We start from the raw sequence: 9,605 nt of genomic DNA on the forward strand, positions 1-9,605 counted from the left end.
CAAGCGGGTATGGAAACAGGTTCGTACCAATCCTGGCTGAGTGCGGTGGCGGTCATCCTCACCTGGATTGCCTTCCTGCCGTACATCCTGTCGACCTTTCGCGGCCAGACGCGGCCGCATGTCTTCTCCTGGGTGGTCTGGGGCATGAACACCAGCGTGGCCTTTCTCGCGACCCTGCACGCAGGCGGGGGGCTGTTCGGGGCCGGGGTGATCGGTTTTTCCGCTGGCGTGACACTGTTCATTGCCGTGCTGGCCTATCTAAAGCGTGCGGATGTAAGCGTCACGACCTCCGATCGGCTGTTTTTCATCATGGCGCTGGCCGCCATGCCGCTATGGCATTGGGCAGACGATCCGCTCTGGGCGGTCTGGCTGATCACGGTGATCGAGCTGCTGGGCTTCGCGCCGACCTTCCGCAAGACCTGGGCGCAGCCGTTCTCAGAGTCGATGGGATTTCTGGTGTTGCTGGTGATACGTAATGCCCTAGTCATTGCAGTGCTAGACCGCCATACGACTGTCACCGTGCTGTTCCCGGCCGCTATGGCGGCGGCCTGTCTCGCGCTCATCGCCGTCATGGTCTGGCGCAGACCGCGGGTGGCCCTGATCACCCCGGATCGCTGAGGATGCATACATGTTGTTACCGTCGCTGGAAATGCTGTTGTCGCTGGCGGCCTACGCCTTCGTGATGACGATCACGCCGGGGCCTAACAATGTCTTGTTGTTGGCTTCAGGGCTCGCTTTCGGGCTGCGTCGCACCGGATGGCATCTGGCCGGTGTGCTGGCGGGCACCTGGCTGATGATCTGTCTGGTGGGCGCCGGACTGGGGACCCTGTTCATTGCCGTCCCCACGGCCCAGACGGTTTTGAAACTCGCGGGCAGTGCCTACATGCTGTGGCTCGCGCGCCAGCTCTGGAACGCGGACGCGTTGCCGACTGCCAACGCGCAACGGCCGATCCGGTTCTTTGAGGCGGCCGTGTTCCAGATCGTGAACCCCAAGGTCTGGATGATGGCCACGACCGTGATCGCCGCCTTCGTGCCCGCCGGTGATCAGTATGCGCAACGTGTCGTCACAGCCGCACTGCTGTTTATCGCCGTGGCCGTCCCGTGCATCACGCTGTGGGCGGCCAGCGGCAGTCTGATACGAAGCTGGATACACAACTCCGCCACCCTGCGGCGAATCAATCGCGTCATGGCGCTGCTTGCCGCTGCCACCGTGGTGCTGTTCTGGTCATGAGGGGGAATGGGGAAGCGTTCCCAAACCAAAGAGAGGTGTTCCCGATGTACGACAAGCCCATGTTAAGCCTGATGGCCGACCACAACCGCTGGATGAACGACAAGCTCTACGCGGTCTGCGCCGGTATACCGGACGAAGCGCGTAAACGCGACCTCGGCGCCTTCTTCCGCTCCATCCACGGCACGCTCAATCATCTCCTGCTCGTGGACCGGCTCTGGCTCGGTCGCATCACCGGCAAACCCTTTCCGATTCGGTCGCTCGATCAGGAGTTGTACGCGGACTTCGACATGCTCCAACGCGAACGTGCGGACACCGATGCCGTGATTGCAGGATTCATTGCCGGGCTACAGCCGGCGCGCCTCGCCGAGCCGGTGACGTACATCTCATTCGTGAAGCAGGAGTCGGTGACGCTTCCCCTCGGTCTGATCCTGACCCATCTGTTCCATCACCAGACCCACCACCGCGGCCAGATCACGACGCTGATCTCGCAGCTCGGCTACGACTATGGCGAGACGGATCTGATCTATTTGCCCCGGCGGCGACGCGGTACTTCTCCCCATCGTCCTGTCCATGGTGCTGACGCTGGTCGAGGCGCCGCAGGCCAAGGTTGCGGCTGGCACGTTTTTCGATCAATCGACGCTCACTGCTCCATCCGGCACGCCGCCGCGCGCGCATAGAGCAGCGCGCGTTCGCGGGCATTGCGGGCCAGCGTCGCGGCGCGTTCGAATTCGGCGCGCGCCTCGTCGAGGCGGTCGAGCTTCGCGAGGAGATCGCCGCGCACGCTCGGCAGCAGATGGTAGTTTTCGAGCGCGGGCTCGTTCACGAGCTCATTCACCAGCTCGAGCGCTGCCGCGGGCCCGAAGGCCATGCCGACCGCCACCGCCCGGTTGAGGGCGACGACCGGCGAGGGCGCGAGTGCTTCGAGGGCATCATAGAGCGCCACGATGCGCGTCCAGTCGGTGTCGGCGGCGGTCGCGGCGCGCGCATGGCAGGCGGCGATCGCGGCCTGAAGGGTATAAGGGCCGAAGGCGCCGGGCAGCGCCTCGGCGCGCGCGAGCGCGGCAAGCCCGCGGCGAATGAGCGCGCGATCCCAGCGGCCGCGGTCCTGGTCGAGGAGCAGCACGGGATTGCCCTCGGCATCCGCGCGCGCGGCGAGGCGCGAGGCCTGGATGTCCATGAGCGCCGCAAGCCCGAGAACCTCGGTGGTATCGGGCATGCGTCGGGCGAGCACCTGCCCGAGCCGTAGCGCCTCATCGCAGAGCGCCGGCCGCATCCAGTCGTCGCCGGCGGTGGCGGCGTAGCCCTCGTTGAAGATGAGATAAACGACCTCCAGCACCGAGGCGAGGCGTGCGCCGAGCTCCACACCGCGTGGCACTTCGAAGGGCACGTGCGCCGCGGCGAGCGTGCGCTTCGCGCGCACGATGCGCTGGGCGACAGTCGCTTCGGGCTTGAGATAGGCGCGGGCGATCTCCTCGGTGGACAGGCCGCCGACCACCTTGAGCGTGAGCGCGGCGCGCGCCTCCGGCGCGAGCAGCGGGTGGCACGCCGCGAAGATGAGCCGGAGCACGTCGTCGCCGATGTCGTCATCGAGCGCCGCATCGCGCGCGTCGGCAAGTTCCGCCTCGCGCGCCGCGTGCGCCGCGTCGAGTTCGAGCGCGAGCTCGGCGTGTTTGGTGTCGGCCAGCCGCGCGTGGCGAATCCGGTCGAGCGCGCGGCGCCTGGCCGCGGTCGTGAGCCAGGCGCCGGGGTTGTCGGGAATGCCCGTGGCGGGCCAGGTTTCGAGCGCCGCGACGAGCGCGTCCTGCGCGCAGTCTTCGGCAAGGCTCAGGTTGCGCGTCAGGCGCGCGACGGCGCCGACGACCTTCGCCGACTCGATGCGCCAGATGGCGGCGACGGCGCTGCTGACTTGTTGCTCGGTGTCCTTCATGGTTCAGCAGCCCTTGCGACGACGCGATGTGCAGCGCTGTCGCCGCCCATTTGCCTCATCGAGCGTCCAAAGGCCGCTCGTCCGTCATTCGCCGTCCCAATAGCCGAGGCACTGGCTTTCACGCCCGATGAACATGAAGCGTTGTGGCTTGCCTTCGGCGCTTGCGGGCAGCTCGGCCAGCACGCCGAACTTGCCGGAGTCCGGATACTCGACGAGTTCCGGCGAGAGTTTCGTGCTCACGGCCAGGTACCGCAATTCCTCGGCGCCGGTATTGACGATCTGGTGCGCCGTTTCCTTGCCGCCCGCGGGGCACGCGATCACGTCGCCCGCGCGGATAGGCTAGGTATTCGCGCCGACGTGAAGCTCGCCAGTGCCTTGCAGGACGAAGAACATCTCTTCGTTCGCATGATGGTTGTGCGCCGGGAATGCGCGCTTGCCGGGCGGCACGGCCGTGATGTTGTACCCGAGTTTCCGGGCGCCGATGAGCGGGGCGATGAACCCCATCTTCGCTTCATAGCGTTCCGCCGCCGCGCCCGTCGGCGCGAAGGCCGGTGGCCGCGGCTCCAGGGCGATGTCGGCGATGTTGACGATGGGCTTGGTCATGGATGCTTCCGCAGGTTGCCTGCGACGAAAAGAATTGGGATGGATGGGCCATGGGGCGCGAGTCGTGGGATCGCATGGATGGTTGCCCCGACAGGTAGCTACCGCAGCGCAGGCGGCGGAGCCATGCCGATCAGCGACAGTAAGCCACAAACCGTCAGCGCCAGCCCGCCGCAGACACGCAGCGCCAGATAGAAAGGTCAGCTGCGGCTCGTTGGTAATCAAGTCATGGTTTGCCGTGAGGTGGCCCACCTCGGGAGTTAACGTGGGTTGCGCGGGGCGGTTCCGCGCCGAGCCACAACATCCTGACATCAAGACTGCGGGTCGAACCCGAAGACGCGTAGCTCTTGATCACAACGACAGGCCTTCGCGATGCGCGCGGCCCACGCGACGGCCTCCTCGCGTGAGGGTAGTTCGAGTACAGTGAAGCCGCCGTCAAGAGGGGGTGCCCATGGGTAGCCGCCCTCGGCGACTGCTCCGTCTGCTGCGACAAGAACGGGCGGCACGCCTTCGTCGATGCCGCCGCCGAAGACGTAGACGCCTGCGGCCTTCGCCTCGTCGATCACGGCATGCGCGTCGCGACTCACCGCCTCCCACTCGTCTTCGGGCACGACCATCGCAGCGCTGGGAAAGGAGATCAGGTACTTGGCCATGATGCTATTTCCTTTGGAGATTGATGTCGGTCGTGGAGCGAGTGTGCGGCCTAATGACCGAACTCAACCGACGGCATAGCCGGTCGGCTGGAGTGCTTCGTTACGCCCACCGATTCGGTACAAACATTCGACGGTCCTGCTGCCAAGGGAAGAACCTCGTCAACCATGACGTGGACGAATCGCTCTGGTTCCTCAAAAGGCGGATTGTGCGCCGACCGCTCGAACCATATAAGCCGCTTGCATGGGGCGTCGATTGTATTGAAATACTGCTCTGCGAGGATAGACGGAACGTGCCAGTCGTGGCGGCCGAGAAGAAAGACGACCGGCACCTGGAAGCGGCGGTAATGCGTGAGGTCGAGCTTCGAATACTCGGTCCGCAGGTTCTCCAGCGAGAACCGGTTGCCTCGCCCGAACCTCACCAGGTCCGAGAGATCGGCCTCGTCAGTGCTCAAGGCGGCCCAGATCAGTTTCCCGGTGGAAAGGCCCTGGCGCAGGGAACCGCCGAATTTCTCCACCCACTCGCCCAGGTTCAACTCGTCGTCGACCGACTTCGGTCCGGGACCCATGGCACGCAATTGCGCGATCGCACGGCGGTTGTCGCGCTCGATGGCCTGCTCCAGCGCCCATTGATAAGAGACGCGCTCGTCATCGGCGAAGTTGGCGACCTGACCGATGCCCACGTATGCGGCGACCTTCTCAGGGTGTTGGTAAGCGTAAATCGTCCCTAGCTCGGTACCCCAGGAGTGCGCCAAGAGGATGACCTTGTCGTGGCCGAAACGCCGCCGGACGAGGTCAACCAGTTCATCGAGGTCGCGCTCGAACTGTGCAAGGGTCATGGAGTCGCGGTGGATGTCGGAATGATAGGAGCGTCCCGTACCGCGTTGCTCCCAATAGACCATGAGGAAGTGTTGTTCCAGCGCGGCATCGTAGTGGCGAAACAACGCCGACTCGCTAACGCCGGGGCCGCCGTGCAGGAGGATGACGGCCGGGTTGCGCGTGTCCACGCCGCGAAACCAGACGCTCTGCGAGATGCCGCCGATCGCCAGCATCTCCATGGTCGCAATGCTGCCGGGAACGACGCGCCCCTCCGTGTCGGTAAAAGGACGAGTACAGGTGCAACCGGCGATAGATAGCAACATGGCTATCCCCAGAATGGGAATCAGGCTACGGGCCATGTTGCTATTTCCTTTGGAGATTGATGTTGGTCTGGCCGCCTCATCATACGGCCGCGGACTCTGTGAGGACTGACTCTATCCGTGTAAGCACTTTAGGCCACCCGCCACCCATACCTTGGAATGCGTTTTTTCCAATGGGTGAGTCAAGGTCGAAGCCCTTGTGTTCCAGCGACAAGCGGGTGCCTTCGCCTTCGGCTTGGAGTCGCCAGGTAATGGTCGTGTTCAGGGTTCCTGGCGCGAATGAATAAGAGAGAAGCTTCTCATGTTCCACTGCAAGAACCTCACAGGGTTGCCGACCCCATTGCCCCATATCCAGCGTGAAGTGATGGCCGACGACCGGCCGAACGTCCCCGGCAGCCCACCATTGGGCATGGAGCACAGGGTCTGTCAGCGCCGCCCATACCTTGGCCGGAGGGTGCGGAATGAACTGTGTGAGTTGGATCAGACCGGGTTCGATCATTTCTGTTTCTCCTTGTCGAGTGCTTCGTTGAGGGCGCGCAGGCGCTGTTGCCAGTACCGCTCAAATGGATGCAACCAGTCACGGATCTCGGACAGAGGGGGCGCATTCAAGTGGTAGACACGCTGACGGCCGCGTATCTCTTCCGAGACAAGCCCCACATTCCTCAACACCTGCAGGTGCTCGGAAACGGCAGGTCGGTTCAGGTCGAACTCCGAGGCAATGTCGCCTGCGGCGCGCGGGCTGTCACGCAACAATTCGAGGATGCGTCGTCTGACCGGATTGGACAGGGCACCAAAAATATCGGTAACTGGCATGGCCCGAATAATATGTCGGATATTTCCGACATGTCAACGGTGATGGCAGCATGGAGAAGGAGAGCCTTTGCGCGTTGGCATAGGAAGCATAAACGCCTGCACACCGCCAGTTTGGTTGTTGCTCATGACGCGACATCGGCTCAGGACTTGTTTGCGTCGTCGTACCGCCGCTGCATCTCGTCCGTACCGACGTCCTCGATGTGATGGCCGATGAGCCAACGGTGGCCGAAGGGGTCGCGGATGACACCCGATCGCTCGCCGTAGAACTCGTCCCGCGGCGCGCGCTCCAGTGTCGCGCCGGCCTGCACGGCCTGGGCGATCATGGCGTCGGCGTCATCCACATGCAGATGGATCGTGACCGCTGTCGCGCCAATCGTGGAGGCCGAGCGGATGCCGCACTCCGGAAACTCGTCGCTCAACATGACCGTCATCGCGCCGAACGCGAGCTCGGCGTGGCCGATGCGCCCGCCCGGCTCGGTGAGGCGGAACTTCTCCTCCACACCGAAGGCACGCCGGTAAAAGTCTATTGCCGCGGCGGCATCGGATACGCAGAGATAGGCAAAGACCTCTTCGATTTTCATGGCATGGCTCCTTCAATGGTTGCGGAGTGTCAATTGTCGCCTGCTCGACCGTCCCGGTATTGAAGAAGTGACCTTGCCGCCGGCGCGGCGCAGGTCCATGGGGAGATGGTTCGCCTCGCGCGGCGCGGCTCTCAGGTAGGCGAGCGGCGTCACACCCGTGAACGCAAAAAAAACCAAGGTAGAAATGCGGATGGCTCGGCTGCCTCGCCAAAATGGCGCCCGGATCCTCATCGCGTGTCAACCTCGACGGATGACTTGTACACCGCCAACTGCGCGGCGAAAGCCCGTTGGTAGGCGGGCCGCGCCTCGCCGCGGGCGACATAGGCGGCGAGGTTCGGATACTCAGCCAACAGGCCCGAGGGCTTCAGTCGTTGCAGCGCGTGCACCATCATCAGATCGCCCGCACTGAAGGCGCCATCGAGCCAGTCGGCATCGCCGAGGCGGTTCGAGAGTTGGCCGAGCCGCTCGCGGACGCGATCCTTGACCAGCGGCAGGCGCTGCGCCGACCAGGGCTTCCCGCTCTCCAGCAAGGTAGCCGTGGCGAGTTCGAGGATCGGTGGCTCGACCGTGTTGAGTGCGGCAAACATCCACATGATCGCGCGTGCCCGGGCGTTGGCATCCATCGGCAGCAGGCCCGCGTGGCGTTCGGCGATATGGAGCACGATCGCGCCGGTCTCGAACAGGGCGAGATCGCCTTCCTCATAGGTCGGAATCTGACCGAAGGGATGCAGCGCAAGATGCGCGGGTTCCTTCATCGCGGAGAACGAAAGCAGGCGCACCGCGTAAGGCTGCCCCACTTCTTCCAGCGCCCAGCGCACGCGCATGTCGCGCGCGAGCCCCTTCCCGCGATCGGGGGAGCGTTCGAAGGCGGTAATGGTGATGGTCATCGGGTGGCCCTTCAGCCCACATAACACGGTGCGCACTCGCGCACCTCGACGCTCGCGAAGCGCGCGGCGGGGCAGCGCGCGGCGATGGCAAGGGCCTCGTCGCGACTCGCGCACTGGATGAGGTAGAAGCCGCCCACCATTTCCTTCGCCTCGGCGAACGGGCCGTCGCGGAGCACGGACTTGCCCTGGGCCTGTTGCACGCGCACGCCATGTTTGTCCGGTCGCAGCGAGCGGCTGGCGAGCAACTGCCCGCGCCGGGTGAGTTCCTCGCCGAAGCGGACCATTTCGTCATACAGTGCCCGGCCCTCGGCTTCGCCGCGGGATGCGCGGTCCTCGCGGCGCTCGATGATCATCAGCAGAAATTCCATCGGACTTGCCCTCTCCATCTCAGCCACGGCGCGCCGCCTCGATCGCGGCGATGTCGATCTTTCGCATCGTCATCATCGCATCGAACGCGCGTCTGGCGGCTGCGGGATCGGGGTCGGCGATCGCTTCCAGGAGAGCCTGCGGCGTGATCTGCCACGACAAGCCCCATCTGTCCTTGCACCAGCCGCACTCACTCTCCTGACCGCCATTGCCGACGATCGCGTTCCAATAGCGATCCGTTTCGGCCTGGTCGGCGGTTGCGACCTGGAACGAGAACGCTTCGCTGTGTTTGAAGGCGGGCCCGCCGTTGAGTCCGAGGCACGGAATGCCCATCACGGTGAAGGCGACGGTCAACACATCCCCCTGCTTGCCGGACGGAAAATCCCCCGGCGCGCGATACACGGCGCCGACGGAAGAATCCGGAAAGGTCGCGGCGTAAAAACGGGCCGCGTCCTCGGCGTCCCGGTCAAACCACAGGCATACGGTGTTCTTTGCTGCGTTCGTCATGGTGTTTCTCCAAAGGGATTGAAATGACGCGATCGGGTGAGCTCACTTCTTCGGGCCGCCGATGCCGATCTCGTGCATGCGCGCGACGGCCTCGGAGGGGCCGAAGTCTTCCAGCTCGAACAACGGCCGCACCTCGATCTCGGCCGCGCCGCCGTCCCCTGCGGGGTTGGGAAAGCGGCGCGTCCATTCCATCGCCTCGTCGCGATCGCGAACCTGGATCAGCGTATAGCCCGCGATGAGCTCCTTGGTCTCGGTGAACGGGCCGTCGGTCACGCGGCGCGAGTCGCCCTCGTAGCGGATGCGCCAGCCCTCGCGGCTGGGCTTCAGGCCCGAACCGTCGAGCAGCACGCCCGCGCGCGCGAGTTCTTCGTGATAGGCGCCCATACGGGCGAGCAGTTCCTCGCTCGGCATCACGCCCGCTTCGGAGTCCTTGGTTGCCTTGACGATGATCATGTAGCGCATGACGTTCTCCTATTCGGGCTTTTCGTTGACGATGACCATCCATCCCAGGCCGAAACGGTCGGTGAGCATGCCGAAGCAGGGCGCAAAGAAGGTCTTGCCGAGCGGCATCTGCACCTTGCCACCTTCGGCCAGCGCATGGAATGCGCGTTCCGCGGCCTGCTGATCCGGCATCTCGACCGAGAGCGCGAAGCCCTGAAAGGCCGGCGCTGAGGATGATTCTGGGGCGCCGCAGCCGTCCGAGCCCATGAGCAGCGTCGTGCCGACCTTGAGTGAGGCGTGCATGACCTTGTCTTCCCAGCCGGGCGGCAGCGGCATCGGCGGCTGCTCGGGGCTTTCCTTGTAGCGCATGAGAAAGACCTCGTCAGCGCCGAAGGCGCGCCGGTAAAAGTTGATCGCCTCTTCGCAGCGGCCGTTGAAGAAGACATAGGGGTTGATGTTCATG

At 64.4% G+C, this 9,605-nt stretch carries 16 protein-coding genes; 3 read left to right on the forward strand and 13 right to left on the reverse strand.

All coding sequences use genetic code 11. The features are described from left to right. The first annotated feature begins 9 nt into the window (after positions 1-9). Genes ABZN20_RS16280 through ABZN20_RS16290 form a run of 3 tightly spaced genes read left to right on the forward strand, consistent with a single transcriptional unit; the run spans position 10 to position 1,908 of the window. A complete protein-coding gene (locus ABZN20_RS16280) occupies positions 10-618 on the forward strand; it encodes a hypothetical protein (RefSeq protein ID WP_367025944.1) in 609 nt (202 codons plus the stop codon). 10 nt (positions 619-628) lie between these two features. Continuing rightward, positions 629-1,231 (forward strand): LysE family translocator, encoded by a 603-nt coding sequence (locus tag ABZN20_RS16285; protein ID WP_367025945.1) that lies wholly within the window; start codon positions 629-631, stop codon positions 1,229-1,231. 44 nt (positions 1,232-1,275) lie between these two features. Further along, on the forward strand, positions 1,276-1,908 hold the full coding sequence (locus ABZN20_RS16290) for a DinB family protein (RefSeq protein ID WP_367025946.1): 633 nt from the start codon (positions 1,276-1,278) through the stop codon (positions 1,906-1,908). Here the strand turns inward: ABZN20_RS16290 and ABZN20_RS16295 are convergent. The 13 genes from ABZN20_RS16295 to ABZN20_RS16355 form a co-directional block, all read right to left on the reverse strand. Then, complete coding sequence (locus ABZN20_RS16295; protein ID WP_367025947.1) at positions 1,872-3,158, reverse strand: RNA polymerase sigma factor; 1,287 nt, start codon at positions 3,156-3,158, stop codon at positions 1,872-1,874. The two genes, ABZN20_RS16290 and ABZN20_RS16295, sit on opposite strands and share 37 nt — an antisense overlap. Positions 3,159-3,242: 84 nt before the next feature. Then, positions 3,243-3,479, reverse strand: coding sequence for a hypothetical protein (locus ABZN20_RS16300; RefSeq protein WP_367025948.1), 237 nt, complete (start codon positions 3,477-3,479; stop codon positions 3,243-3,245). 18 nt (positions 3,480-3,497) lie between these two features. Next, entirely contained in the window at positions 3,498-3,761 is a 264-nt protein-coding gene (locus tag ABZN20_RS16305) for a cupin domain-containing protein (RefSeq protein WP_367025949.1), read from the reverse strand. Positions 3,762-4,069: 308 nt separating this feature from the next. After that, positions 4,070-4,411: a YciI family protein gene (locus tag ABZN20_RS16310; protein ID WP_218808800.1), complete on the reverse strand. Its 342-nt coding sequence runs from the start codon at positions 4,409-4,411 to the stop codon at positions 4,070-4,072. A gap of 50 nt (positions 4,412-4,461) precedes the next feature. Further along, entirely contained in the window at positions 4,462-5,586 is a 1,125-nt protein-coding gene (locus tag ABZN20_RS16315; RefSeq protein ID WP_218808801.1) for an alpha/beta fold hydrolase, read from the reverse strand. Between the two features lie 43 nt (positions 5,587-5,629). Beyond that, a complete protein-coding gene (locus tag ABZN20_RS16320) occupies positions 5,630-6,046 on the reverse strand; it encodes an SRPBCC family protein (protein WP_218808802.1) in 417 nt (138 codons plus the stop codon). Next, positions 6,043-6,360 carry an ArsR/SmtB family transcription factor gene (locus ABZN20_RS16325; RefSeq protein ID WP_218808803.1) on the reverse strand — a complete coding sequence of 106 codons (318 nt, stop codon included), beginning with the start codon at positions 6,358-6,360 and terminating at the stop codon, positions 6,043-6,045. Before ABZN20_RS16325 ends, ABZN20_RS16320 begins: the two co-directional genes overlap by 4 nt. Before the next feature lie 140 nt (positions 6,361-6,500). Next, entirely contained in the window at positions 6,501-6,941 is a 441-nt protein-coding gene (locus tag ABZN20_RS16330; protein ID WP_367025950.1) for a VOC family protein, read from the reverse strand. A gap of 227 nt (positions 6,942-7,168) precedes the next feature. Then, positions 7,169-7,828, reverse strand: a complete 660-nt coding sequence (locus ABZN20_RS16335) for a glutathione S-transferase family protein (RefSeq protein ID WP_218808805.1) — start codon at positions 7,826-7,828, stop codon at positions 7,169-7,171. A gap of 11 nt (positions 7,829-7,839) precedes the next feature. Then, entirely contained in the window at positions 7,840-8,214 is a 375-nt protein-coding gene (locus ABZN20_RS16340; RefSeq protein ID WP_367027579.1) for a YciI family protein, read from the reverse strand. Position 8,215: 1 nt separating this feature from the next. After that, positions 8,216-8,701, reverse strand: a complete 486-nt coding sequence (locus ABZN20_RS16345; protein WP_367025951.1) for a VOC family protein — start codon at positions 8,699-8,701, stop codon at positions 8,216-8,218. A gap of 42 nt (positions 8,702-8,743) precedes the next feature. Next, positions 8,744-9,163, reverse strand: a complete 420-nt coding sequence (locus ABZN20_RS16350; RefSeq protein ID WP_367025952.1) for a YciI family protein — start codon at positions 9,161-9,163, stop codon at positions 8,744-8,746. A gap of 9 nt (positions 9,164-9,172) precedes the next feature. Continuing rightward, a complete protein-coding gene (locus ABZN20_RS16355; protein ID WP_367025953.1) occupies positions 9,173-9,604 on the reverse strand; it encodes a VOC family protein in 432 nt (143 codons plus the stop codon). Position 9,605: the final 1 nt, after the last annotated feature.

Origin of the sequence: Methylococcus sp. ANG (assembly GCF_040730495.1) — a bacterium.
GTDB lineage: Bacteria > Pseudomonadota > Gammaproteobacteria > Methylococcales > Methylococcaceae > Methylococcus.

What these genes read in the sequence shown, in the direction of transcription:
- ABZN20_RS16290 (WP_367025946.1), top strand. Translation starts at nt 1,276, where the DNA reads ATGTACGACAAGCCCATGTTAAGCCTGATGGCCGACCACAACCGCTGG.
- ABZN20_RS16285 (WP_367025945.1), top strand. Translation starts at nt 629, where the DNA reads ATGTTGTTACCGTCGCTGGAAATGCTGTTGTCGCTGGCGGCCTACGCC.
- ABZN20_RS16305 (WP_367025949.1), bottom strand. Translation starts at nt 3,761, where the DNA reads ATGACCAAGCCCATCGTCAACATCGCCGACATCGCCCTGGAGCCGCGG.
- ABZN20_RS16325 (WP_218808803.1), bottom strand. Translation starts at nt 6,360, where the DNA reads ATGCCAGTTACCGATATTTTTGGTGCCCTGTCCAATCCGGTCAGACGA.
- ABZN20_RS16280 (WP_367025944.1), top strand. Translation starts at nt 10, where the DNA reads ATGGAAACAGGTTCGTACCAATCCTGGCTGAGTGCGGTGGCGGTCATC.
- ABZN20_RS16335 (WP_218808805.1), bottom strand. Translation starts at nt 7,828, where the DNA reads ATGACCATCACCATTACCGCCTTCGAACGCTCCCCCGATCGCGGGAAG.
- ABZN20_RS16340 (WP_367027579.1), bottom strand. Translation starts at nt 8,214, where the DNA reads ATGGAGAGGGCAAGTCCGATGGAATTTCTGCTGATGATCATCGAGCGC.
- ABZN20_RS16345 (WP_367025951.1), bottom strand. Translation starts at nt 8,701, where the DNA reads ATGACGAACGCAGCAAAGAACACCGTATGCCTGTGGTTTGACCGGGAC.
- ABZN20_RS16320 (WP_218808802.1), bottom strand. Translation starts at nt 6,046, where the DNA reads ATGATCGAACCCGGTCTGATCCAACTCACACAGTTCATTCCGCACCCT.
- ABZN20_RS16355 (WP_367025953.1), bottom strand. Translation starts at nt 9,604, where the DNA reads ATGAACATCAACCCCTATGTCTTCTTCAACGGCCGCTGCGAAGAGGCG.
- ABZN20_RS16295 (WP_367025947.1), bottom strand. Translation starts at nt 3,158, where the DNA reads ATGAAGGACACCGAGCAACAAGTCAGCAGCGCCGTCGCCGCCATCTGG.
- ABZN20_RS16330 (WP_367025950.1), bottom strand. Translation starts at nt 6,941, where the DNA reads ATGAAAATCGAAGAGGTCTTTGCCTATCTCTGCGTATCCGATGCCGCC.
- ABZN20_RS16350 (WP_367025952.1), bottom strand. Translation starts at nt 9,163, where the DNA reads ATGCGCTACATGATCATCGTCAAGGCAACCAAGGACTCCGAAGCGGGC.
- ABZN20_RS16315 (WP_218808801.1), bottom strand. Translation starts at nt 5,586, where the DNA reads ATGGCCCGTAGCCTGATTCCCATTCTGGGGATAGCCATGTTGCTATCT.
- ABZN20_RS16310 (WP_218808800.1), bottom strand. Translation starts at nt 4,411, where the DNA reads ATGGCCAAGTACCTGATCTCCTTTCCCAGCGCTGCGATGGTCGTGCCC.